The sequence below is a fragment of the Amycolatopsis sp. NBC_00345 genome, assembly GCF_036116635.1.
GTDB lineage: Bacteria > Actinomycetota > Actinomycetes > Mycobacteriales > Pseudonocardiaceae > Amycolatopsis.
Window position 1 is genome coordinate 4,188,766 of the sequence record NZ_CP107995.1, and the last position, 24,203, is coordinate 4,212,968.

22 protein-coding genes are annotated in these 24,203 nt (G+C 71.3%); 11 read left to right on the forward strand and 11 right to left on the reverse strand.

What is annotated here, in order from left to right; all coding sequences use genetic code 11:
* Positions 1-659: 659 nt before the first annotated feature.
* Both OG943_RS18375 and OG943_RS18380 read right to left on the reverse strand, forming a co-directional pair.
* Complete coding sequence (locus OG943_RS18375; RefSeq protein WP_328611007.1) at positions 660-1,145, reverse strand: helix-turn-helix domain containing protein; 486 nt, start codon at positions 1,143-1,145, stop codon at positions 660-662.
* Between the two features lie 193 nt (positions 1,146-1,338).
* Positions 1,339-2,934 (reverse strand): alpha/beta hydrolase, encoded by a 1,596-nt coding sequence (locus OG943_RS18380; protein WP_328611008.1) that lies wholly within the window; start codon positions 2,932-2,934, stop codon positions 1,339-1,341.
* A gap of 130 nt (positions 2,935-3,064) precedes the next feature.
* Here OG943_RS18380 and OG943_RS18385 point away from each other — a divergent pair, with 130 nt between their 5' ends.
* Entirely contained in the window at positions 3,065-3,754 is a 690-nt protein-coding gene (locus OG943_RS18385) for a DNA alkylation repair protein (RefSeq protein WP_328611009.1), read from the forward strand.
* 515 nt (positions 3,755-4,269) lie between these two features.
* Here the strand turns inward: OG943_RS18385 and pheT are convergent.
* From pheT to infC, 6 genes are all read right to left on the reverse strand, one after another.
* Entirely contained in the window at positions 4,270-6,843 is a 2,574-nt protein-coding gene (pheT, locus tag OG943_RS18390) for a phenylalanine--tRNA ligase subunit beta (RefSeq protein WP_328611010.1), read from the reverse strand.
* Positions 6,843-7,898, reverse strand: coding sequence for a phenylalanine--tRNA ligase subunit alpha (gene pheS, locus OG943_RS18395; protein ID WP_328611011.1), 1,056 nt, complete (start codon positions 7,896-7,898; stop codon positions 6,843-6,845). Before pheS ends, pheT begins: the two co-directional genes overlap by 1 nt.
* An 840-nt stretch (positions 7,899-8,738) precedes the next feature.
* Positions 8,739-9,551 (reverse strand): TrmH family RNA methyltransferase, encoded by an 813-nt coding sequence (locus OG943_RS18400; protein ID WP_328612092.1) that lies wholly within the window; start codon positions 9,549-9,551, stop codon positions 8,739-8,741.
* Positions 9,548-9,925 carry a 50S ribosomal protein L20 gene (gene rplT / locus OG943_RS18405; protein ID WP_091617049.1) on the reverse strand — a complete coding sequence of 126 codons (378 nt, stop codon included), beginning with the start codon at positions 9,923-9,925 and terminating at the stop codon, positions 9,548-9,550. The genes OG943_RS18400 and rplT overlap by 4 nt, the downstream gene beginning before the upstream one ends.
* A gap of 66 nt (positions 9,926-9,991) precedes the next feature.
* Positions 9,992-10,186, reverse strand: a complete 195-nt coding sequence (gene rpmI / locus OG943_RS18410; RefSeq protein WP_328611012.1) for a 50S ribosomal protein L35 — start codon at positions 10,184-10,186, stop codon at positions 9,992-9,994.
* A gap of 76 nt (positions 10,187-10,262) precedes the next feature.
* A complete protein-coding gene (gene infC / locus OG943_RS18415; protein ID WP_328611013.1) occupies positions 10,263-10,871 on the reverse strand; it encodes a translation initiation factor IF-3 in 609 nt (202 codons plus the stop codon).
* A 232-nt stretch (positions 10,872-11,103) separates the two neighbouring features.
* On the opposite strand from infC, the gene OG943_RS18420 reads away from it, so the two are divergent.
* From OG943_RS18420 to OG943_RS18430, 3 genes are all read left to right on the forward strand, one after another.
* The gene (locus OG943_RS18420) at positions 11,104-11,463 is read left to right on the forward strand and encodes a DUF1844 domain-containing protein (RefSeq protein WP_091617046.1); all 360 of its coding nucleotides are present in this window, start codon (positions 11,104-11,106) and stop codon (positions 11,461-11,463) included.
* Between the two features lie 112 nt (positions 11,464-11,575).
* A complete protein-coding gene (locus OG943_RS18425) occupies positions 11,576-12,223 on the forward strand; it encodes a GntR family transcriptional regulator (RefSeq protein WP_442874738.1) in 648 nt (215 codons plus the stop codon).
* Complete coding sequence (locus OG943_RS18430; protein ID WP_328611015.1) at positions 12,220-13,218, forward strand: 1-aminocyclopropane-1-carboxylate deaminase; 999 nt, start codon at positions 12,220-12,222, stop codon at positions 13,216-13,218. The genes OG943_RS18425 and OG943_RS18430 overlap by 4 nt, the downstream gene beginning before the upstream one ends.
* Before the next feature lie 43 nt (positions 13,219-13,261).
* Here OG943_RS18430 and OG943_RS18435 read toward each other — a convergent pair whose 3' ends face one another.
* The 3 genes from OG943_RS18435 to OG943_RS18445 form a co-directional block, all read right to left on the reverse strand.
* Positions 13,262-13,645 (reverse strand): RidA family protein, encoded by a 384-nt coding sequence (locus tag OG943_RS18435; protein WP_328611016.1) that lies wholly within the window; start codon positions 13,643-13,645, stop codon positions 13,262-13,264.
* Positions 13,645-14,403, reverse strand: a complete 759-nt coding sequence (locus OG943_RS18440) for an IclR family transcriptional regulator (RefSeq protein WP_328611017.1) — start codon at positions 14,401-14,403, stop codon at positions 13,645-13,647. Before OG943_RS18440 ends, OG943_RS18435 begins: the two co-directional genes overlap by 1 nt.
* Positions 14,404-14,464: 61 nt before the next feature.
* Positions 14,465-15,400 (reverse strand): sugar kinase, encoded by a 936-nt coding sequence (locus OG943_RS18445; RefSeq protein ID WP_442874794.1) that lies wholly within the window; start codon positions 15,398-15,400, stop codon positions 14,465-14,467.
* A 152-nt stretch (positions 15,401-15,552) separates the two neighbouring features.
* Here OG943_RS18445 and OG943_RS18450 point away from each other — a divergent pair, with 152 nt between their 5' ends.
* The 7 genes from OG943_RS18450 to OG943_RS18480 all read left to right on the forward strand — a co-directional run bounded on the left by OG943_RS18450 (position 15,553) and on the right by OG943_RS18480 (position 24,202).
* Complete coding sequence (locus tag OG943_RS18450; RefSeq protein WP_328611019.1) at positions 15,553-16,857, forward strand: amino acid deaminase; 1,305 nt, start codon at positions 15,553-15,555, stop codon at positions 16,855-16,857.
* Entirely contained in the window at positions 16,857-18,452 is a 1,596-nt protein-coding gene (locus tag OG943_RS18455) for an N-acyl-D-amino-acid deacylase family protein (RefSeq protein ID WP_328611020.1), read from the forward strand. The genes OG943_RS18450 and OG943_RS18455 overlap by 1 nt, the downstream gene beginning before the upstream one ends.
* The gene (locus tag OG943_RS18460; protein ID WP_328611021.1) at positions 18,449-19,840 is read left to right on the forward strand and encodes a GntP family permease; all 1,392 of its coding nucleotides are present in this window, start codon (positions 18,449-18,451) and stop codon (positions 19,838-19,840) included. Before OG943_RS18455 ends, OG943_RS18460 begins: the two co-directional genes overlap by 4 nt.
* A gap of 37 nt (positions 19,841-19,877) precedes the next feature.
* Positions 19,878-21,020, forward strand: a complete 1,143-nt coding sequence (locus OG943_RS18465; protein ID WP_328611022.1) for a lactonase family protein — start codon at positions 19,878-19,880, stop codon at positions 21,018-21,020.
* 79 nt (positions 21,021-21,099) lie between these two features.
* On the forward strand, positions 21,100-22,383 hold the full coding sequence (locus tag OG943_RS18470; RefSeq protein ID WP_328611023.1) for an extracellular solute-binding protein: 1,284 nt from the start codon (positions 21,100-21,102) through the stop codon (positions 22,381-22,383).
* 5 nt (positions 22,384-22,388) lie between these two features.
* Complete coding sequence (locus OG943_RS18475) at positions 22,389-23,345, forward strand: carbohydrate ABC transporter permease (protein ID WP_328611024.1); 957 nt, start codon at positions 22,389-22,391, stop codon at positions 23,343-23,345.
* Positions 23,336-24,202, forward strand: coding sequence for a carbohydrate ABC transporter permease (locus tag OG943_RS18480; RefSeq protein WP_328611025.1), 867 nt, complete (start codon positions 23,336-23,338; stop codon positions 24,200-24,202). Before OG943_RS18475 ends, OG943_RS18480 begins: the two co-directional genes overlap by 10 nt.
* Position 24,203 lies beyond the last annotated feature (1 nt).

Consider the following 24,203-nt stretch of genomic DNA (forward strand, 5'->3'; position numbering starts at 1 on the left):
GTGACTGGACAGCGAACTCGCGGACGGCACATCCCCAGCCCGGCAAGCCCTCACACCCTCACGCCTCAGTACCGAAGCCCGCGTCGACACCGCGAAGCGCGCACCCCAACGCCTCTCGAGCGTCACGGTGCATGCCCCGCTTGCCGGGCCCGTCGCGGTGCATGCCCGCATGCCTGACCCGGCGCGGTACATCCCCGCAGCCTGACTCATCACGGTCCATGTCAGCGGCATGACCCGTCGCCGTGCAGGCCCGGATACCTGGCCCGTCGCCGCGCATGCCCGCAATCTGGTCCGTCGCGGTGCATGCCCGCAGCCCGATCCGCCGCCGTCCATGCCGCAGCCCGACCCATCGCGGTCCATGCCAGCGGCATGACCCGTCGCCGTGCAGGCCCGGATACCTGGCCCGTCGCCGCCCATGCCCACAGCCCGACCGGTCGCCGTGCATGCCCCGCAACCTGACCCCGGGCATGGCAGCCGCACCCTCAGCCGAGCGCCCTTGCCCAGCCGACCGACCACACAGGCCGTCACGCTTCGATACCACCACCTCCCCGCATCTCGACCTCCACTCGACCTCCACTCAGCTCCCCGTCAACGGCTCCTCCCCCGGATGCCCGCACCTGAGCACGCTCGGCGTACCGGAGCGGGCATCCGGGGCGGACTCAGAACTCGTCACCTCCCGGCTCCTCGCGGAGGCTGGGCGGCATCGGCAGGTGGTTGCCGGGTTTCTCCGGATCACAGCCGACCCGGGGCAGGCGGGCGCGGATACCACCGGGGGTGCGCTCGAAGTCACGGGCCAGTTCGGCGACCGGGTCGCCCGCCAGCCAGCGGCGCTCCAGCTCCGCGTCCATCTCCTCGCTCCACGGCCGGCCCTGCTGGGCGGGCCGTTGCCCGGTTCTTCGGCGACCGGCACCACCTCCGCCGGCGAAGGCCAGGAGACTGCCGCCGAGCAGTTCGGCCACCGCCGGCACCGCGGCTGTGTCGAGTTCGAGCCGGCCCTCCGCGACGAGCTCGCCACTGGGGCCCTCGCCACCCACGGTGACGACGACGCGTTGCTGTTCCGCCGCGCCCGTGCGGGTGACGACGGTGATTTGGTACTGGACGTTTCCCGACCGGATCTCGGTCCGGTGCTCTTCGATGATCGTCATGCCGGGACGGTAGCGCCGACCCCCGACAATTTTCGCTCACGGGGTGTGCGCGGGCGGCTGCGCTCCGAAATTGTCGGACCCCCGTCGTACCGTCTCCACCGACCACGAACAGCGACCGAGGAGGCTCGGTGAGTGAGGGAAAAGAACGGTGCCCCGGTCTGGCGAACCAGACCGGGGCACCGGGGAGAACGGCTCAGAAGTGCAGCAGCCGCGCGAGCGCGTCCTGCTTGATCTGCGCACCTGGCTGGGCGTCGGCCTTGGGCTGCCCGCCCACCGCCGCTCCGGCCGGAACCGGCTGGGGCACCGGATCGCACTGCGCGTCGGAATGGTTGCCCGGCGTGCGCTTCGGCAGGTTGCCGGTCGCGAGGTAGTCGGCGACCTTGTCGTCCACACACGCGACACCGGACAGCGAGCCGGCGTGCGTGGTGCCGCCGGGCGCGCTGATCAGGCTCGACTTCGGGAACAGCTTCCGCACCTCGAGGCTACCCTCGTACGGCGTCGCCGCGTCGAGCTCCTCGCTGATCAGCAGGGCGCCGTCGACCTTGCTGCCGTCGACGTGCACCGGCTTGCCCGACTTCGCCGGCCAGTTCGCGCACGGGGCGTTGAACCACGCGTTGCCCCACGTCTCGAACGGCGCCCGCGAGTAGGTCGTCCAGTTGTCGATGCGCCAGCGGTTCCAGTTCGTCGGCCACTGCACGTCGGAGCACTGCACGGCGCTGTACACGGCATAGCCGTTGTCGTCGCCCGGCGGGTTCGAGTCGTCGTAGAGCGCCTTCAGCGTCTGCCAGTCACCGCGGTGGACCCAGCCGTCGAACGCCTTGGCCATGTCCTCCCAGCCGAACACGTAGTAGCCGGCCTGCAGGAAGACGTCGGTCCACTCGTCCCCGCCGATCACGCCGCCCGCGGGCGTGCGGTCGAGCTTCTTCTGCTGGTCGTACCAGAGCTTTTCCACGGCCGCGGCGGTCTTGCCGAGGTGGTAGACGCTGTCGTACTTCGCGAGCCAGCCGAAGTAGATCTTGATGTTGCGGTCGAAGGCCACGTCCTGGTCGAGGTTGGCCTGGTACCAGACGTTGCGCGGGTCGACGTTGCCGTCGAGCACCATGCGGCGCACGTTCCCCGGGAACAGCGTGCTGTACACCTGCCCGAGGTAGGTGCCGTAGGAGAAGCCGTAGTAGTTGATCTGCTTCTCCCCCAGCGCCTTGCGCAGGCTGTCCATGTCCTGCGCGACGTCGGTGGTCTTGATGTGGTCGAGGATCGCGCCGTTCTTGGCGCAGGCCTTGGCGTAGCCCTGGGACTTGTCGAGCCAGGCGCGCTCGATCTGCGGCGTCTTGGGCACGTACGGCGTGCGGTCGTAGCCGAAGTAGTTCCCGTCGCAGGTCACGGCCGGCTTGCTGGAGCCGACACCGCGCGGGTCGAACCCGATCCAGTCGTAGCTGTCACCGGCGTGGTTCGGCACGGCCTGCCCGAGCCGCGACAGGCCGAGGCCGGAGCCGCCGGGACCGCCAGGGTTCACGAGCATGATGCCCTGGTACTGGGCAGCCTTGTGCTTGATGCGGGAGACGGCCACCTGGACCTTGGCGCCCGCGGGCTTCGCGTAGTCCATCGGGACCACGAGGAAGCCGCACTCGGCGCCGGCGTTCTTGAGGCTCGCCGAGGTGCACTCTCCCCAGCTGATCGGCGCCGGCGTGAAGTCCGGTGTCCTGGCCGGTGCCGCCGTGGCGGCGGGAGCGGCGGCCATCGCACCGGCCGCGACAGCCGCGGCGGCGAGGACGGCAACGATTTTCTTCACAGAGTTCCTTTTCGTCCGCGGGCAACCCGATTTCGTCGAAACTACCGACAACCCGCAACAATCTCCTCGCACGACACGAGTTACGCCATCCACCTTTCGTCGGTATTTGGCGCTACGGAGGTGACCTCGAATGGGCGCGGACACCGCGTTGATCTCAGCCATCCGAACAGGACTCGCCGAGCTGGCGGATCCGGTGCGGGCGCCGGTCATGCAGGCGTACATGAAGTCGGCGATGCCGTTTCGCGGAGTGCCCAAACCGCAGCGGAGCGTGCTGATGAAAGGCGTACTGGCCGCTCACCCGTTGCCCGATCGGGTGACATTCACGGCGACCGTTCGGCGGTTGTGGCGGGACGCCGAATTCCGCGAGGAAAGGTACGCGGCAATCGATCTTTCCGGGCACCGCGCCTACCGGGGCTGGCAGGATCCGGACCTGCTCGGGCTGTACGAGGAGATGATCGTCGGCGGAGCCTGGTGGGACTACGTGGACGAGCTCGCGATCCGCCGGGTCGGCCCCATCCTGCGCGGTGACCGGGCCGCGGTCACGCCGATCCTGCTGCGCTGGGCCACCGACCCGGACCGCTGGCGCCGCCGCACGGCCGTGATCTGCCAGGTGAGCGCGAAGGAGGACACCGATCGGGTGCTGCTCACGTCCGCCGTCGAGGCCACCATCGGCGACCCGGACTTCTTCCTGCGCAAGGGCATCGGCTGGGCCCTGCGCGACTACGCCAGGACGGCGCCGGACTGGGTCCGCGCGTTCGTCACCGACCACCCGGACCTGTCCGGACTGTCCACACGGGAGGCACTGAAGCACTTGTCCTGAGGGGTCCGCGAAAGAGCGAAGCACGGGAGGAAATTGGAGACAGCCAAACGCGGCGGGAAAGCCGCAGTTCGCGAGCGCCGCAGGCACAGCCGGGGAGCGGCAGGCGCCGGGAACGCAGCCGAGACGCGACGAGCTCCGCAGACACGGCCGCAACACGGCAAGCGGTGCGGGCACGGCCGCAGCACGGCAACTGGTTGTGGGCACCGCGAGCACCACGGGCACAGGCACGGCAACTGGTTGCAGGCAACGGCAAGTACCGCGGGCACCGCCGGGAGGCGACCGCTCAGCCGGGCAGCAAGGCGGGCTTCAACCTTCGGCACGCTCCCGCGTACACGACCAAAGCCGTAGGCAGCGTTCAAGCGGCCCGGAAGCCGTGAGCATGTCGCCGGGTGGCGGGACGGGTGAGCGGGAGCATCAGGCCCGGAAACGCCCGTGGGCCGGGAGCCTGCGCAGGGCAGTGCTCCCGGCCCACGGGAGGCCGGTACCGGGATGGCGCGCGCCGCCCCGGCGAGAGGTCAAGCGCGGAGGATGGCGCCGAAGCGCTCGCCCGCCGCGGCGATCGCGGCGTCGCGGGCCTTGGTTGCCTCGTCGATGGTCAGAGTGCGGTCCGGGGCCCGGAAACGGAGCTTGTAGGCCAGGGAGCGCTTGCCTTCGCCGACCTGTTCGCCGGCGTAGACGTCGAAGAGGGTGATCTCTTCGAGCAGGTCGCCGGAACCGGTGCGGAGGACGTCGGCGAGATCGGCCGACGGGACGTCCGTCGCCGCGACCAGGGCGACGTCGAGGAGCACCGGCGGGTAGGCCGACACGCTCGGAGCCGGGCGCGAGTCCGGGAGCGGGATCGCGTCCAGGTCCAGCTCCATGGCGACCGTCCGGGGCGGCAGGCCGAGGGCCTCGACGACCTTCGGGTGCAGCTCGCCGGCGTGGCCGACCGGCCAGTCGCCCACCCGCAGCTGGGCGCAGCGGCCCGGGTGCCACGGCAGGAGGTCGGCGGATTGCACCGTCAGCTCCACGCCGGCGGCCTCGGCCACCACGCGCGCGGCTTGCACGGCGTCGGCCCAGCCGGCCTGTTCGCCCTCGCCCCACCAGCCGGCGCGGCGGCGGCGGCCGGTGAGCGCCACGGCGACGTGCACCGGCTGGGCGGGCACCGCCGCTTCCAGGACCGCGAGCTGCTCGTCGGTGGGGCGGTGCCCGACCCCGAGGTCCGGGACCTTGAGCTGGTGCGGCTTCGGCAGCACGACCTGGCCGATGTTGAACAGCGACACGTCCTTCATGCCGCGGGACACGTTGCGCTGCAGCGTGTCCAGCAGGCCCGGCAGGAGCGTGGTGGTCATCCGGTCGTGGTCGGCCTCGAGCGGGTTGCGGACGCGCACGGTGGTGCGGCGGACGTCGTCGGCGGGCAGGCCGAAGGCGTCCCACACCGAGTCGGAGACGAACGGGAAGGGCAGCACCTCGACGTACCCGTCCTCGGCGAGCGCGCGGGCGACGCCACGGCGGCGGCGCTGCGTGTCGGTGAGACCACGGCCGGCGGGCGCGGTGGGCAGCTGCGACGGGATGCTGTCGTAGCCCTCGAGCCGCAGCACCTCCTCGACCAGGTCGGCCGGCTGCACGAGGTCGCTGCGCCAGGTCGGCGGGGTAGCCGTGACGAGGGAGATGCCCGCGTCGCTGGTGCTGACCGTGACCTTGCAGCCGATCTGGGCGAGCCGCCGCACGGTGACGCCGCGCTCGTAGCGCACGCCGGCCATCTGGTCGGGCAGGTTGATCGGCATGGTGACCGGCGGGTTCAGCGCGACGCCGCCCTCGTCGGTGCGGCCGGGCTGGATCGCGGCGTCGCCGTACTGGCGCAGCAGGCGCGCGGCCAGCTCCACCGCGGCCGCACACAGCGCCGGGTCGGTGAACCGCTCGAACCGCTTGGCCGCTTCGGAGAACAGCTTGTGGCGACGGGCCGTGCGGCTGATCGACGCGGGGTTCCAGTGCGCCGCCTCGAGCAGCACGTCGGTGCTCTCCGCGGTGATCTCGGTGCTGGCGCCGCCCATGGTGCCGGCCAGCGAGATCACGCCGCTGTCGTCGGCGATCACGATGTCGTCGGCGTCGAGCTTGCGCTCCACGTCGTCCAAAGTGGTCAGCTTCTCGCCCGGCTTCGCGCGGCGCACCACCAGGTCGCCCTGGATCGCCGAGGTCGCGAACGCGTGCAGCGGGTGGCCGACCTCGAGCATCACGTAGTTGGTGACGTCCACCGCCAACGAGATCGACCGGACCCCGGCCAGCATCAGGCGCCGTCGCATCCACCACGGCGTGGGCGCCGTCGCGTCGAGGCCTTTCACCCGGCGCAGCACGAACCGCGGGCAGCCCTCGGGGTCCTCGACCCGGACCGGCCACGCGTCGCCCTCGGACGCGGGGATCTCCACCGAGGCCGGGTCGCCGAACGGGACGTCGAGCGCGTTGGACAGCTCTCGTGCCAGCCCGCGGATCGACAGCGCGTAACCGCGGTCGGGGGTCGGCGTGACCTCGATGACGGTGTCGGACAGGCCGAGCAGTTCCTTGGCGTCGTCACCCGGGCTCGCGGTGCCCGAAGGCAGCACGAGGATGCCGGTGTGGTCGTCGCCGAGGCCCAGTTCCTTGGCGGAGCAGATCATGCCGTCGCTGACGCGGCCGTATGTCTTGCGCGCGGCGATCGCGAAGTCGCCCGGCAGCACCGCGCCGGGCAGTGCGACGACGACCAGGTCGCCCTCGGCGAAGTTGCGGGCGCCGCAGACGATGCCGCGGGTCCGGATGCCGTGGGGGCCCTCGTCCTCGAACGGGGCGTCGTCGTCCTCGCCGTCATCCTCGGCCGCATCCGCTGTGTCCGCGGTGTCGTCATCGGACGCGTCCTCGCCGACCTCGACGCGGCAGAAGCGGACCGGCTTCTTGAATTCCGTCAGCTCCTCGATCTCGGCCACGCGGCCGACCACGAGGGGGCCGGTCACGGGGCCGAGCTCGCTCAGCTCGTCGACCTCGATCCCGATCCGCACGAACGCGTCGGCCAGGTCCTGGGGCGTGACCTCGGCACCCACGTCGAGGTGCTCGGTCAGCCAGCTCACCGGGACTCGCACTACGCCTCCGTTCCGAAGGGAAGGGTGAAACGGACGTCGCCCTCGACCATGTCGCGCATGTCCGGGATGCCGTTGCGGAACTGCAGGGTCCGCTCGATGCCCATGCCGAACGCGAAGCCCGAGTACACCTCGGGGTCGACGCCGCAGGCGCGCAGCACGTTCGGGTTGACCATGCCGCAGCCGCCCCACTCGACCCAGCCGGGGCCGCCCTTCTTCTCCTCGAACCACACGTCGACCTCGGCCGACGGCTCGGTGAAGGGGAAGAAGTGCGGGCGCAGGCGGGTCTTGGAGTTCTCGCCGAACATGGCGCGCGCGAACGCGTCGAGCGTGCCCTTGAGGTGCGCCATGGTGATGCCCTTGTCCACCGCGAGGCCCTCGACCTGGGTGAACACCGGGGTGTGCGTGGAGTCCAGCTCGTCGGTGCGGTAGGTGCGGCCGGGGCACACGACGTACACCGGCAGCTCGCGGTGCAGCAGGCTGCGGGCCTGCACCGGCGAGGTGTGCGTGCGCAGTACCAGGCCGGAGTCCTCTTCGCCGACGTAGAAGGTGTCCTGCAGCTGGCGCGCGGGGTGGTCCTTGCCGAAGTTCAGCGCGTCGAAGTTGAACCACTCGGCCTCGAGCTCGGGGCCCTCGGCGACCTCGTAGCCCATGGCGACGAAGGCGTCGGCGACTCGGTCGGAGAGGGTCGCGATCGGGTGCCGGGCACCGCGCGGGACCTGATCCCACGGCAGCGTGACGTCGACGGCCTCCTCGCGCAGCACATGCTCGTCCCGCTCGGCCTGCAGCACCGCGCGGCGCGCGTCGAAGGCGGCCTGGACCGCCTGGCGCGCCTCGTTGACCCGCTTGCCCGCCTCGGCCTTCTCCTGCTTAGGCAGGCCGCCGATCTCCCGGCGCGCGAGCATCAACGGCGCATTGTCACCGAGGTGGGCCGGCTTGACGGCGGCGAGCGCGTCCAGGTCGGCCGCCGCCGCGAAGGCCGCTTCGGCCGCCTTGATCGCCGCGCGCAGGGTTTCCGGTGCGAGCACTTCGACCGGCTTGTCTGTGGCTCCGGACATGACTCCTCGGCGTCCACTGGGACTGGTTGGGCGGCGGCACGCGGGCGGGAAGCCGCACGTGCACATCGGGCAGCCCAGTCTAGGGGATCGGCCACCCGGCCCGGCCGCTCACCCTCCGCTTCCGGAGCGGTCGCGCCGGATCACCGCGCCCGGCCCCGGCGCCGCGCCGAGGATCGGGTGACCCACCGGGTGTCGGCGCGGCGCGGAGATCCACCGCAGGCCAACGGCGGTCGGCGGCCAGTCCGGCAGATCATGGCCGGGCGACGGTCGATCCGGGGGTGACGGGCCGACCGCCGAAGCGTGGGCCGGCGGGCGGAGAGCCGCCCAGCGGAGGACGGGCCGGCGGGCAGAGGGCCGACAGGTGGGCGGAGATCGGTCCGGCGGCTGACGGGTCGACCGGCGAAGGGCAGTCCGGCGGGCGAAGGGTGGGCCAGCGAGTGGAGGGCGGTCCGGCGGGCGGAGGGCGGGCCAGCGAGTGGAGGGCGGTCCGGCGGGCGAAGGGCGGTCCGGCGGGCGAAGGGCAGGCGAGCGAAGGGCACTCCGGCGGCTGGCCGGCGGAGGGCGAACCAGCGGAAGGTCGGGCCGCGGAGGGCCGACCGGCGAAGCACGGTCCGGCGGGCGAAGAGCAGTCCAGCGAGCGAAGAGCAGTCCGGCGGCTGGGCGGCGGCTGGGCGGCGGAGGGCGAACCAGCGGAGGGTCGGGCCGCGGAGGGTCGGGCCGCGGAGGGCCGACCGGCGAAGCGCAGACCGGCGGGCGGGCGACAGGCCAACCCAGCAGACCGAGCGGGGAAGCCGCAACAGAGGGAGCCCGAGCCAGGAAGCGAGAAAGCCGAACCGGGATTCAGTGGTGAGTAGCCATCGCGGCGGTGTACACGCAGATGGCGGCCGCCGTGGCCAGGTTGAGGCTTTCCGCCTTGCCGTACAAGGGGATCTTCACCGCGGTGTCGGCGGTAGCGAGGACGTCGGCGGGGAGGCCGTGGGCTTCGTTGCCGAAGATCCACGCCGTGGGGGCGTCGAAGGCGACCGTCTCCAGGGAGGTTTCCGCGTAGCCGTGGGCGGCCAGGGTGCGCAGGCCTGCGGTCTTCAGGGTCTCCAGGACGAAAGCCACGTCGCGGGCGCGGGCGATCGGGACGTGGAACGTGCTGCCGGCGGCGGCGCGGACGCTCTTGCCGTTGTGCGGGTCGACCGTGTCGCCCGCCAGGATGACGGCGTCGGCGCCCGCGGCGTCGGCCACGCGGACCACCGTGCCCGCGTTGCCGGGCTCCGCGACGTCCACCAGGACGACCACGAGCCGGGCGCCGGGCAGGACTGTCTCCAGTGGACGGTCGACCAGGGAGCAGACGGCCACCAGGCCTTGCGGCGTCACGGTTTCCGACAGGCCGTCGGCCGCTCGATCCGTGATCGGCGAGACGCGGACGCCCGCGGCGCCGGCCGCGTTCAGCAGCGCGGGGTGCGCCGTGGCGGCGCGGTCGGTGACGAACAGCTCGTGCACCGTGCCGTACTCCAGCGCGGCCTCGACCGCGTTGGCTCCCTCGGCCAGGAAACGGCCGGTCTTGTCCCGTTCCGCGCGCCGCGTCAGCTTGCGCGCAGCAACGACCCGGGGGGTCCGTTCGGTGAACGGCTCCGCCCCGGGTCGTTGAGAACTGCCGGTCAGGCCGACTTCGCTTCGCCGGTGTTGACGTTCGCCTTGGCGAGCTCGGCGAGCGCCGTGAAGGCGGTGGCGTCGTTGACCGCGAGGTCCGCGAGGATCTTGCGGTCGACCTCGACACCCGCGGCCTTGAGGCCCTGGATGAACCGGTTGTAGGTCACGCCGTTGGCACGAGCGGCCGCGTTGATCCGGGTGATCCACAGCTGGCGGAAGTCACCCTTGCGCGCACGGCGGTCGCGGTAGGCGTAGTTGAGCGAGTGAAGCGTCTGCTCCTTGGCCTTGCGGTACAGCCGCGAACGCTGGCCGCGGTAGCCGCTGGCCAGTTCGAGAGTTGCGCGACGCTTCTTCTGGGCGTTGACCGCCCGCTTGACGCGTGCCACTGGTCCATCCTGTCGGTTTCGGGGGGCGCGGAGACCCCGGAGTGGTTGGTGCGAGTACGGGGAGAGTCAGATCCCGAGCAGGCGCTTGACCCGGCCGGCCTCGGTCTTGGAGAGCTCCGTGGTGCCCTCGAGACGGCGGGTGAGGCGGTTGGACTTCTTCTCCATCAGGTGGCGGCGGCCGGCCTTCTGGCGGCGCAGCTTGCCCGTGCCCGTCACGCGGATCCGCTTGGACGTGCCTTTGTGCGTCTTCATCTTCGGCATGAGTTGTCCTCTTCCGTGCGGCGGCACACCGGCTGCCCGGTGTGCCGCTGACTGTGCTGGTCGGCGCTTGGAGGCGTTACGCCTCGGGAGCCTCGGCCTCGGCCTTGACGACCTTCGGCTTCACGTTCTTGTGCGGGGCCAGCACCATGATCATGTTTCGACCGTCCTGCTTGGGCGTCGACTCCACGAAGCCCAGCTCGGTCACGTCGTCGGCGAGCTTCTGCAGCAGCCGGAAACCGAGCTCCGGCCGGGACTGCTCACGCCCACGGAACATGATCGTGACCTTGACCTTGTTGCCGGCCGCCAGGAACCGCGACACGTGACCCTTCTTGGTCTCGTAGTCGTGCTGGTCGATCTTCGGCCGCAGCTTCTGTTCCTTGATGACGGTCAGCTGCTGGTTGCGGCGGGACTCGCGGGCCTTCTGCGCGCTCTCGTACTTGAACTTGCCGAAGTCCATGAGCTTGCATACCGGCGGACGTGCCTGCGGAGCGACCTCGACCAGGTCGAGATCGTTCTCCTGTGCCAGCCGCAGCGCATCCTCGATCCGGACGATGCCGACCTGTTCGCCGTTGGGCCCGACGAGTCGGACCTCCGGCACCCGGATACGTTCGTTGATGCGTGTCTCGGAGCTGATGGGGCCTCCTTGGTCCGAGTGATTACTTCTCGTTTTCGACCTGGTGCCCACAATGAATCAGGCCCCGCCACCGGTTGTCACCGGTTCACGGGGCCCGCTCTGTCTCCGATCGCGCCCGGTCGTGCTGACCGAACGCTTCGCCGCGAGTGGAGAAAACCGGAAGGCATTCACCGCTTCGACGAGACCGGACCCGGACACCTGAGCGGTGACGCGGGTGGGAGCGGGGCTCCACTTGCCGCCCCCGATCGCTCAGGGGCTGGTCGCTCGTGGAAGGGTACCAGACGTGTCAGATCAACCTTCGCCACCGCCCCCCTATTCCCCGGACGTCCGCGACCTGGAGGACATCCCGAGCGTCGAGGTGATCAGCCGCGCGGCCGTGATGCTGCTGTCGGCGGGCGCCGAGCGCCTCGGCCTGGCCGACGCCGACCCGGCCACCTCGCCCCACCGCGACCTGGACGAGGCCCGCCGGCTGATCACCGCGCTGGCCGGCCTGATCACCGCCTCGGCGGAGTACCTCGGCCTGCACGCCGGCCCGTTGCGCGACGGCCTGCAGTCACTGCAGAAGGCGTTCCGCGAGGCCTCCGTCGTGCCCGACCCGCCGGGCCAGGGCCCGGGCGAGAAGTACACCGGCCCAGTTTACTGAGCGTCCTTTCCGAAGGCCCGTCCGCGTACAGCGGGCGGGCCTTCGTCTTACCCAGCGGCAGACGACGGCGGGGCCTTGCGATCGCCGCCTCACGACATCTAACATGTTAGATGTGAGTCCCCTTCCGAAAGTCAGCCGGCCGCTCCTGCGCGACGAGGCGTACGAGCGGATCCGGCACGCGATCATCGACGGCAGCCTGTCCGCGGGCACCCCGCTGCGGGACGCCGACCTCGCCGAGCAGCTCGGGCTTTCGCGGGCGCCGGTGCGCCAGGCGCTGCTCCGGCTGGCCGAGGACGGGCTCGTCGACTCGAAGCCGCAGAGCTACACGCGCGTCGCGGAGTTCGTGAGCGACGACGTCCGCGACGCGGTGCAGCTGGTCCGCGCGCTGCACGAATTCGCTGTGCGGCAAGCACTCCCCCGGCTCGGCCCCGCGCACGTCGCCGAGATGCGGGCGGCCAACGAGCGGTTCGCGGCGGCCGTCGAGAGCCGCGACGTCGCGGCCGCGATCGAGGCCGACGACGAGCTGCACGACGTGCCCGTCCGCGTGTGCGGCAACCGCGCTGTGGCCACGACGCTCGGCCGCTACACACCACTGCTGCGGCGGCTCGAATACGCGCGGTTCAGCTCATTGCCCGCGCACCGCTCGGTGCAACGGCACGCCGAGCTGATCGACGCCCTCGCCGGCGGCGACGCCGAACGGGCCGCCGCCGTCACCTCGACCATCTGGTCCGACCTCGAGAACCTCCTGGAGACGCCATGACCCTCGCCGACTTCGCGCGCTTCCCGCTGCTGATCGGCCCGTCTCCGGTGCACCGGCTCGACCGGCTGACCGAGCACCTCGGCGGCGCGGCCGTGTGGGCCAAGCGGGAGGACCTCAACTCCGGCCTCGCCTACGGCGGCAACAAGACCCGCAAGCTCGAGTACCTCGTGGCGGACGCGCTCGCCCAGGGCGCGGACACGCTCGTCTCGATCGGCGGCGTGCAGTCCAACCACACCCGCCAGGTCGCGGCCGCGGCGGCGCGCGCCGGGCTGAAAGCCGTGCTGGTGCAGGAAAGCTGGGTCGACTGGCAGGACCCGCTGCACGACAAGGTCGGCAACATCCAGCTCTCGCGCATCCTCGGCGCGGACGTGCGGCTGGTCGACGCGGGCTTCGGCATCGGCTTCAAGGAGAGCTGGGAACGGGTCGTCGCCGAGATCGAGGCCGGAGGCGGGAAGCCGTACGCGATCCCGGCCGGCGCCTCGGACCACCCGCTCGGCGGGCTCGGCTTCGCGAACTGGGTGCACGAGCTGGAACTGCAGGAGCAGGAGCTGGGCGTCTTCTTCGACACCATCGTGGTCTGCTCGGTGACCGGCAGCACGCAGGCGGGCATGGTCGCGGGCGTCGCGCTGAGCGGACGGCCGCGGAAGGTGCTCGGGATCGACGCCTCGGCCAAGCCCGGCGAGACGCGCGAGCAGATCACCCGGATCGCGAAGGCGACGGCGGACCTCGTCGGCGCGCCCGGCATCGGCGAGGTGCTGCTGGACGAGCGTTACCACGCCGGCGTCTACGGCGTTCCCGACGAGTCCACTCTGGACGCGATCCGCACCGCCGCGCGGCTGGAGGGCATGATCACCGACCCGGTGTACGAGGGGAAGTCCATGGCCGGGCTGATCGACCTGGTGCGCAGCGGCGAAATCCCCAGTGGCTCCAATGTGCTCTACGCCCACCTCGGCGGCCAGCCCGCGATCAACGCGTACACCAGCGTGCTGGGCTGACCACGGTGCCGGGGCCTTCAGCGGGGCCCCGGCACCGGAGGTGTCAGTCGAGGACGGCGAGCACGTCGATCTCCACCAGGAGACCGGCGGGCAGGCCGACGTACACCGTCGTGCGGGCCGAATGCGGGGCCTCGCCGATCAGCTCGTTGTAGACCTCGTTGAACGGGCCGAAGTGGCTCGTGTCGGTGAGGTACACGCGCACCATCACGGCGTCGTCGAGGCTCGAGCCGCCCTCCGCGAGGACCGTCCGCAGGTTCTTGAACACCTGCCGGGTCTGCCCGGCGATGTCGTCGCCCACGATGGCGCCGGTCGCCGCGTCGAAGGCGACCATTCCGGCGACCTGGAGGATGTTGCCCTTGCGGACGGCCTGCGAGAACTTCGCCGGCGGCTTCGGCGCGTTCTCGGTGGTGATCGCCGTCTTGCCCATCATAACCCCTTTCCGTTCTCCGTCCATCCACTGTGGACGGAAGCTTCCTTCGTGGCCGTCAGCAGCTCCGGCACGAGCGCGAGCAGGCCTTCGTAGTCGAGCAGCACCTTCGGCACCGACATCGACGCGGCGGCGAGCACCTCGCCCCCGCCGCCGCGGATCGGCGCCGCGACGCAGTGGATGAAGTCCTCGTGCTCGGCGTTGTCCACCGCGTACCCGCGCTCGGCGACCTTGTCCAGCTCGGCGAGGTACGCCTCGGGCGAGCTGATCGTGTTCGGTGTCAGCACCACGTAGTCGATGGCGCGCGCGAGCGCCTCACGCCGTTCGCGGGGCATCGCCGAGACGAGCACCTTGCCCACCGCCGTGCAGTGCAGCGGCGCGCGTTTGCCGATGCGCGAGTACATCCGGACCGAGTGCCGGCCCTCGTACTTGTCGATGTAGACGACCTCGCCGTCCTCGTACGTCGCCAGGTGCACGGTGTGGCCGGTGCGCTCGTTCAGCGCGGCGAGCGCCTCGGCCGAGCTGCGCCGGACGTCGCGGTCCTCCAGTGCCTGGCTCGCCAGGTCGAACAGCGCGCTGCCGAGCCGGTAGTAGCGGGTCCCCTCGCGGCGGACGAAATGGTGCGACTCCAGGGTGCGCAACAGCCGCAGCACGGTGGTCTTGTGCACGCCGACCTCTTCGGCCAGCTGGTCCAGCGTCTTCGCGCCGCGCGCCAGCCCGGCCAGCAGGGTCAGCGCCCGGTCCAGGCTCTGGCTCATGCCGCCTCCACCCTCGTGAGTGGCGATGACGGTTCTAACCGGCACGAACACTCACGAGTCATCAGGCCGCGCCCTCGGTGGTCAGCCGCGCCGCTCGCCATTCGTCCTCGTCGGCGCACAGCAGTGATTCCACCACGTCCGGGGCCAGCGGCGTGCCGACGTCGTCGTGGGTCAGCAGGGTGGCGGCGGCCTGGAGGTGGCCGCGGCGCAGGCGGGTCGCCGGGTCGGCGCCGCGGAGGGTGGCGGCCAGGAAGCCGGCGGCGAACGCGTCCCCCGCGCCGACGGGCTCGACCACGTCCACGCTCAGCGCGGGCGCGAACAACGGCGGCGCGGCGCCCTCGACCAGGGTCGCGCCGTGTTCGCCGTGCTTGACGACCAGCGTGCGCACCGCGGGCAGCAGCTCGCGCAGCCGTCCGGGGTCGCCGGTCCCCCACACGCGCGCGGCCTCGTCGTCGCCGGTCAGCACGAGGTCGGCCCTGGCGGCCAGGTCCGCGAGCACGGAGACGTCGCGGCCGGCCCACAGCACCGGGCGGTGGTTGACGTCGAAGGACACCAGCGTGTCGCCGCGCGGCGCGTCGAGCAGGGCGCGCACCAGCGCGAGGCAGCTGTCGGACAGCGCGGGCGTGATCCCGGACAGGTGCAGCACGCGGACGCCGCCGAGGTCCAGCCGGGACAGCAGGCCCGGCCCCATCCCGGACGCCGCGGAGCCCGCGCGGTAGTACCGCACCGGGCTGCCCTGCGCGCCGCTTTCCTTGATGTACAAGCCGGTCGGGCGCACCGGGTCGACCGCGACGCCGCTGACGTCGACCCCGGCGGCGGCGATCTCGCGGACCAGCGCGCGGCCGAATGGGTCGTCGCCGACCGCGCTGACCCAGCCGCTGCGCACGCCGAGCGCGGGCAGGTGACAGGCGACGTTGGACTCCGCGCCGCCGATCGTGCGCAGCCAGCTGCGGACCTCGTCCGGCGGGCCGGGCTCGGCCGGCACGAACAGGGCCATCGACTCGCCGATGCAGAGCACCTCGGGCGCGCTGGTCACTGAATGTCTCCCCGTTCTTCACCCCGTTGACCTGTAGCGACCCGGATGCTACACCTATGTCGCGCATTCTGCGCAACGTTAGTTGCAACATACGCAACCGAGGTCGACCACCCATGCACAGTTCCGAGAACGCCGCTTTGACCGCCGCCGTCCGCGCCGGCCGCGAGGAGCGGATCGACTGGCGGTTCCGGTCGATCGCGCCCGCGCTCGCCGGGCTGACCCTCGACGAGGCCGCGGCCCGTCGCGCGAACCTGTTCGACGACGGCTTCTTCGGCCCCTTCGTCGTGCTCGACGCCGCCGCGCTGGAGCACAACCTGGCGACGATGGCCGCCTGGTGCGCCGCCCGCGGGATCACGCTCGCGCCGCACGGGAAAACCACGATGGCGCCGGAGCTGTTCGCCCGCCAGCTCGCGCACGGCGCGTGGGGCCTCACCGCCGCGAACGCCGGGCACCTGCGGGTCTACCGCGCGTTCGGGGTGCCCCGGATCATGCTGGCCAACCAGCTGGTCGACCCGTCCGCCCTGCGCTGGCTGGCCGGGGAGCTGGCCGCGGACCCGGGTTTCGAGTTCGTCTGCTGGGTCGACTCGGTCCGCGGCGTCGAGCTGATGACCGAGGCGCTGGCCGGCTCGCCGCGACCGGTCGACGTCCTGGTGGAGCTGGGCGCGGACGGCGGCCGCACCGGCGTCCGTGACACGGCTACCGCGCTCGCCATCGCCGAGGCGGCCGCGAACAGCCCGGCGTTGCGGCTGCGCGGCACCGGCGGTTACGAGGGCTCGCTTTCGCACGGCACCGACGAAGCGGCGCTGGCGAAGATCAGTTCCTATGTGGACGAAATGCGTGAGCTGACGATCTCGTTGGCGGGCAAGGGATTGTTCGCCGAAGGCCCGGTGCTCGTCACCGGCGGCGGCAGCGCGTACTTCGACCGCGTGGCCGACGAGCTGACCAAGCCCTGGCCGGACGGCCTCGACGTGCTGCCGATCCTGCGCAGCGGCGCCTACGTGACCCACGACGACGGCTTCTACCGCGAGATCTCCCCGCTCGGCGAGCACCCGCGCATCGCCGGGGTCGAGGGCTTCCGCCCCGCGCTGCACGCGTGGGCGCAGGTGACGTCGAAGCCGTCGGACACCCTCGCCCTGCTCACCGCGGGCAAGCGCGACCTGCCGTTCGACGAGGGCATGCCGGAGCCGCAGCTGTTACGCCGGAACGGCGTCGTCACCGAGCTGACCGGGCACACCGTGCCGAAGATGAACGACCAGCACACGTTCCTGACGCTGCCGCCCGGTTCGCCGGTCGACGTCGGCGACTGGGTGCGGCTGGGCCTCTCGCACCCGTGCACGACGTTCGACAAGTGGCCGCTGGTCCCGGTCGTGGACGCCGACGGCGAGACCGTCACCGGCTTCGTCCGGACGTGGTTCTGATGGACCTGGTGATCCGCGGGGCGCGGGTCGCCGACGGCACCGGGGCCGACCTGGCCCGCCACGACGTCGGGATCACCGACGGACGGATCGCCGACGTCGCCGCGCCCGGCTCGTTGACCGGCGGCCGCGTCCTGGACGCCGACGGGCTCGTGCTCGCGCCGGGCTTCATCGACATGCACTCGCACTCCGACCTGCAGCTGCTCGCGAAGCCGGACCATCTCGCGAAGGTCTCCCAGGGCGTCACGACCGAGGTGCTCGGCCAGGACGGGCTGTCCTACGCGCCGGTCGACGACACCGTGCTCGAAGCCCTGCGCCAGCAGCTCGCCGGCTGGAACGACGACCCGGCGGGCTTCGACTGGAACTGGCGCTCGGTCGGCGAGTACCTGGACCGCCTCGACGCGGGCGTCGCGGTGAACGCCGCCTACCTCGTGCCGCAGGGCACCGTGCGGATGCTCGCGCTGGGCTGGGAGGACCGGCCCGCGACGGACGCGGAGCTGGCGCTGATGAAGGACCTGGTGGCGACCGGACTGCGCGAAGGCGCCTTCGGGATGTCGTCCGGCCTCACCTACACGCCCGGGATGTACGCCGACACAGCCGAGCTCGTCGAGCTGTGCCGCGTGGTCGCCGAGCACGGCGGCTACTACAGCCCGCACCACCGCAGCTACGGCAAGGGCGCGCTGGAGGCGTTCGCGGAGATGGTCGACGTCTCGCGCCGCTCGGGCTGCCCGCTGCACCTCGCGCACGCCACGATGAACTTCTCCGTCAACAAGGGCAAGGCGCCGGACCTGCTGAGGCTCCTGGACGACGCCCTCGACGACGGCTGCGACATCACCCTCGACACCTACCCGTACCTGCCCGGCGCCACCTACCTGTCCGCCCTGCTGCCGAGCTGGGCCACCGAGGGCGGGCTGGCCGCGACGCTGGCCCGGCTGTCCGATGTGGACACCCGGGAGCGGATCCGCGCCGAGATCGAGGAGTCCGGTTCGGACGGTGCGCACGGCGTGCCGATCGACTGGGACGCCATCGAGATCAACGGCGTCCGCAACGCGGGCAACGCCGCGCTGGTGGGCCACAGCGTCGCCGCGTCCGCGCGGGCTGCCGGGCGCCCGCCCGCGGAGCTGTACTTCGACACCCTGCTCGACGAGCGCCTCGGCACCTCCTGCCTGATGCACGTGGGGCACGAGGAAAACGTGCAGGCGATCATGCGGCACCGCACGCACACCGGCGGCTCCGACGGCCTGCTGGTCGGCGACCGGCCACACCCGCGCTCCTGGGGCACGTTCCCCCGTTACCTGGCCCGCTACGTCCGTGACCTGGGCGTGCTCGGGCTGGCCGACTGCGTCGCGCACCTCACCGGGCGCGCGGCACGGCGGCTGCGGCTCGCCGACCGGGGGCTCGTCCGCCCCGGGTACGCGGCCGACCTGGTGCTCTTCGACCCCGAGACGGTCGCCGACACCGCGACGTTCGACGCCCCGAGGCAGCCCGCCGAAGGGATCTCCCACGTCTTCGTGAATGGCGTCGCCGCGATCGAGGACAGCCACCCCACCGGCGCACTGGCCGGCCATTCTCTTCGTCACCCCGGGAGGGGCCGATGATCCACTGGCTGCACACCACCACGGGCGGGCTGCTCACGCTCGCCGCCGTCTCGATCGCCGTCCTGCTCGTCCTGATCATCAAGGTGAAGGTCGAGCCGTTCATCGCGCTGATCGTGGTGGGCCTGCTCACCGCGCTGGCCGCCGGGCTGCCCGTGGGCACCCTGGTCGGCACGGCCCAGAAGACCTCGGACTCCTTGCTGGAGAAGGGGTTCGGCAGCATCCTCGGGCACATCACGGCGATCATCGGCCTGGGCACACTGCTGGGCTCGATCCTCGAGAAGTCCGGCGGCGCCAAGGTGCTGACGGCGGCGTTGCTGCGCTCGTTCGGCGAGAAACGCGCCCCGCTGGCGATGGGCCTGTCCGGCCTGATCTTCGGCATCCCGGTGTTCTTCGACATCGGCATCTTCGTGCTGGCGCCGCTGGTCTACGCCGCGGCGAAGCAGGGCGGCCGCTCGATCGTGCTGTACGCCATGCCGTTGCTGGCCGGCCTGTCGATCACGCACGCGTTCATCCCGCCCCACCCCGGCCCGGTCGCGGCCGCCGGGCTGCTGCACGTGGACCTCGGCTGGCTGATCCTGATGGGCGCGATCTGCGGCATCCCGGCCTGGTTCATCGGCGGCATCCTGTACTCGACCTGGATCGGCAAGCGGGTCAACGTGCCGCTGGCCGAGGAGTTCGCCAAGCTCGCGGGTGACGCCGAAGACGAGTCCGAGAACCCGCCTTCGCTGGGCCTGGTCAGCGGCATCATCGCGATCCCGCTGGTGCTGATCCTCGCGGGCACGTTCGGGAGCATCCTGCTGCCCAAGAACTCCAGTGCCGCCGGGGTCGCGGCCTTCCTGGGCACCCCGGCGATCGCGCTGACGATCGCCACCCTGCTGGCGTCCTGGCTGCTGGGCCACCGCCGGGGCATGACGGGCGCCCAGCTGGGTGAGCTCTCGGCCGCGGCGCTCCGGCCGGTCGCGATGATCCTGCTGGTGGTCGGCGCGGGCTCGTTCTTCGGCGCCGTGCTGTCCGCGACCGGCATCGGCCAGGCCGTGGCCGGTTCGCTCGGCGACGCCGGGCTGCCGGTGATCCTGGCGGCGTACGTGATCAGCTGCGGCATGCGCATCGCGCAGGGCTCCGCGACCGTCGCGATCGTCACCACCAGCGGCATCATCGCGCCGACGGTGGCGGAGCTGCACTACTCGCAGGCGCAGCTGGCCCTGGTCGTTGTCGCGATCTCGGCGGGCTCGATCATCGCCTCGCACGTGAACGACGGCGGGTTCTGGATCGTGTCGCGCTACTTCGGGCTGACCGTGCCGAACACGCTGAAAACCTGGACCGCGCTGGAAACAGTCCTTTCCGTCAGCGGTTTCGCCGTGGCAGCATTGGCCATGCTAGTGGTCTGAACCACATCCGGTCCCCTCACTGTTGGGAGATACCACGATGTCAGGACTTTCCCGTCGCACCTTCCTCGGCGCGGCCGGCGTCGCGGGCCTCGGCACCGTTCTCGGCGCCCAGCTCGCGAACGCCGCACCGCCGCGGTGCCGTCCTTCCGCCGGCACGACCGCGTACGTCGGCAGCTACACCAGCACCCCGCCCGCCGGCCACGGCCTCGACGTGGTCAGCCGCGCGGGCTCCGCGCCGGCGCTCACACCGGTCCGCACCGTCACCGGCGTGCCGGACGCGTCGTGGTTCGACCGCAGCCGCGACGGCCGGACCCTTTACGTCACCAACGAAGGCGACCCGGACGGCTCAGTCTCGGCGCTGGACATCAGCGACGTGACCAACCCGAAGCTGCTGGGCAGCACGCCGTCGAAGGGCAGCGCGCCGACCCACCTTTCCGTGCACTCCAGCCAGAAGTACGTGCTGGCGGCCAACTACGGCTCGGGCAGCGTGGTCGTGCTGCCGATCCAGGAGGGCGGCAAGCTCGGCGCGGCGACGGACCTGCAGCAGCACGTCGGGCCCGAGCGCGACCCGCACGCGCACCAGGTGATCAACGACCCCACCGGCCAGTGGGTGCTCTCGGTCGACCTCGGCGCGGACTCGGTGTACGTCTACACCCTGGACGTCGCCACCGGGAAACTCGCGCTGCACCAACAGGTCACGCTCCCCTCCGGGGCCGGGCCGCGGCATCTCGCGTTTCACCCGAACGGCCGATTTGCCTACCTCGCGCAGGAGCTGCGGCCGGAGATCACGGTGCTGAGCTGGGACGCGGCCGCGGGCAAGCTCACGCCGATCGCGGTTGTCCCCGCGGTGCCCGCGGGCAGCACCGGCGACCTGTTCCCCGGCGAGATGGCGGTGTCGAAGGACGGGAAGTTCGCCTACGCCACCGTGCGCGGCCCGAACACGATCACCACGTTCACCGTCTCCGGCGACGGCTCGGCGATCACGCTGGCGTCCAGTGTGGACACCGGCGGCAACTGGCCGCGTCACCTCGCGCTCTCCCCGGACGAAGCCTGGTTCTACGTGTCGAACCAGCGCTCCGGCACCGTCACCTGGCTGCCGCGCGACGCCTCGACCGGCCTGCCTGGGGCGGTCGCGGGGTCGCTTGCCGTTCCGTCGGTCAACTCGGTTTTCTTCACTTAAGCCAGCACTGCTCGTGAGTGTTTATGACGGTTAGAACCGTCATAAACACTCACGAGCCCTTCCCACCTGGAGCCCATCCATGAGACTGCGCCGCACCTTCACCGCCGTCGCCGCGCTGGCCCTGCTGGCCGGCTGCGCGCCCACCCAGTCCGCACCCGCCGCGTCGGGCGGCGACGAACAGACCGGCACCCTGCGGGTCTGGCTGTTCGACGAAGCCAACCGCGCGCCCAAGGAGGCGGCGGTCAAGGACGCCATCACCGAGTTCAAGGCCGCGCACGCCGGCGTGGACGTCGACGTGCAGTGGGTGCCGGTCGAGGGCCGGGCCGACAAGTTCTCCGGCGCCTTCAACGACCCGTCGAACGCCCCCGACGTCGCCGAGTTCGGCAACACCGACGTGGCGAGCTACGCCCAGACCGGCGCGCTGTCCGACCTCACCGGCGACATCGCGTCGTGGAACGAGGGCAAGGACCTGCTGCCGACCGTGCTGGACACCGCCAAGGCGAACGGCAAGACCTACGGCCTGCCCTGGTACACCGGCATCCGCGCGCTGTACTACCGCACCGACGTGTTCACCGAGCTGGGCCTCAAGCCGCCGGCCACGCTCGCCGAGCTGACCGAGGACGCGCGCAAGATCCGCGCGGCCAAGCCCGACCTGTACGGCATCTCCGTCGGCGGCAAGTACACCTACGCGATGCTGCCCTACATCTGGGCCAACGGCGGCGAGATCGCCAAGCAGGACAACGGGAAGTGGACGTCCACTGTGGAGGCCGACCCGGCGAAGACGGGCCTCACGGAGTACGCGGGGCTGCTGAAGGACGACATCTGCCCGCCCTCGGCCTGCGCGAACCTCACCGGCACCCAGAGCGTGACGGCGTTCGCCGGCGGCAAGGCCGGCATGACCATCGGCGGCGACTTCAACCGCAAGGCCGTGGAGCAGGGCGCGGTGAAGGGCAAGTACGCCGTGGTCCCGCTGCCCGGCACCACCCCGGGCTCGGTGGCGCCCGCGTTCGCCGGCGGCAACCTGCTGGGTGTGTTCGGCGCGAGCAAACGCCACGGGCTCGCGGTGCAGTTCTCCGAGCTGCTGGCCGGCGCGAAGTACCAGGAGAAGATGTACAACGCCATGGGCAACCTGCCCACGCTGGGCAGCGTGCAGGAGAAGCTGGCCGCCGGCGACCCGTCGCTGAAGCCCTTCGTGGACAGCCTGAAGGCCGGCACGAAGTTCGTTCCCGCGACCCCGGCGTGGTCGAAGATCGACAGCCAGAACGTGCTGCCCACGGCCGTGCAGCAGATCGCGACCGGCGGCAAGGACCCGGCGGGCGCGCTCGCCGACGCCGCGGCCGCGATGAACAAGAACTTCGGCTAGCCGCCGTGGTCACGCAGCAACTGCCCGTCGCCGCCCCGGCCCCGCCCGCGCCCCGCCCGGCCCGGCGGCGCCGGGACGGCCGGGCGGCCGTGCTCTACCTGCTGCCGGCGGGGATCCTGCTCGCCGCGCTGCTGGTGTACCCGATCTACCAGCTGGTGCTGATCTCGTTCTACGACTACGGGCAGCCCCAGGCCGCGGGCGCGGCGCCGCTGGTGTTCCTCGGCTTCGGCAACTACGCGGCCCTGCTGTCCGACGTGCAGTTCTGGACGGTGCTCGGCAAGACCGTCGGGTTCGCGGCCGCTTGTGTCATCGGCAGCCTGGTGGTCGGGACGGCGCTGGCGGTGCTCGCCAGCCGGGTGCGCGCGGTGCCGCGGACGCTGCTGTTCCTGGCCGCGCTCGGCGCGTGGTCGACGCCCGCGATCGCCGGCTCGTACGTGTGGCTGTTCCTCTTCGACACCGACTTCGGGCTCGTCAACGAGGTGCTGTCGGGAGTCGGCTTCAGCGGGATGGCGCACCACTCCTGGACGTTCGGCACCTTCGGCGCGTTCGGGCTGGTGGCCGCCGAGGTGATCTGGTGCTCGTTCCCGTTCGTGCTGGTGACGATGTACGCCGGGATCAAGGCGATCCCGGAGGAGGTGCTGGAGGCGGCTTCACTCGACGGCGCTTCGCTGTGGCGCTCCACCTGGACCGTCGTGCTGCCGATGGTGCGGCCGTTGCTGATGATCGCGACGATCCAGTCGATCATCTGGGACTTCAAGGTGTTCACCCAGATCTACGTGATGACCAACGGCGGCGGCGTCGCGGGGCGCAACCTCGTGCTGAACGTCTACGCCTACCAGCAGGCCTTCGCCGGGCAGGAATACGGCCTCGGCTCGGCGATCGGAGTCGTGATGACTGTGCTGCTGCTGTCCATCACCGGGCTGTACGTCCGGTCCCAGCGCCGGAGCGAAGCATGGCTGTGATGACCGCGCGGCGGGTGCGCCGCCCCGGACGGCTGGTGGCCGAGATCATCACGGTGGTGGCCGCCGGGCTGGTGGCGTTCCCGCTGTACTGGATGGTGCTCTCGGCGTTCAAGCCGGCCGGGGAGATCCAGACGGCGAACCCGAAACCGTGGACGCTGGCGCCTTCGCTGGACAGCTTCGAACGGGTGCTGACGGTGTCCGGCTTCGGCCGGTTCTTCCTCAACAGCCTGGTGGTCGCGCTGGCCGTGGTGGTGCTGTCGCTGCTGTTCTCGTTCCTGTCCGCGGTGGCGCTCACCCGGTTCCGCTTCCGCGGCCGGACGGTGCTGCTGGTGATGATCCTGGTGGCACAGATGGTGCCGGTGGAGGCGCTGACCATCCCGCTGTTCTTCCTGATGCGCTCGATCGGCGCGGTGGCGCCCGAGTTCGGGCTCAACGAGCTGGGCTCGCTGGTGCTGGTGCACCTGGCGTTCAGCCTGCCGTTCGCGATCTGGATGCTGCGCGGCTTCGTCGCGGCGGTGCCGGTGGAGCTGGAGGAAGCGGCGAAGCTGGACGGCGCGTCACGGATGCGCTTCACCTGGCAGATCCTGTTCCCGCTCGTCACACCCGGGCTGGTCGCGGTGAGCGTGCTCGCGTTCATCCACGCGTGGAACGACTTCCTGTTCGCGAAGACGTTCATCATCTCCAAGACCGAGAACCAGACGCTGCCGCAGGCGATCCTGGTGTTCTTCAAGCCGGAGGACACCGACTGGGGCGCGGTGATGGCGTCGTCCACCCTGATGACCATTCCGGTCCTGGTGTTCTTCGTGCTGGTGCAACGCCGGCTCGTCGCCGGGATGTCCGGCGCGGTGAAAGGCTGAT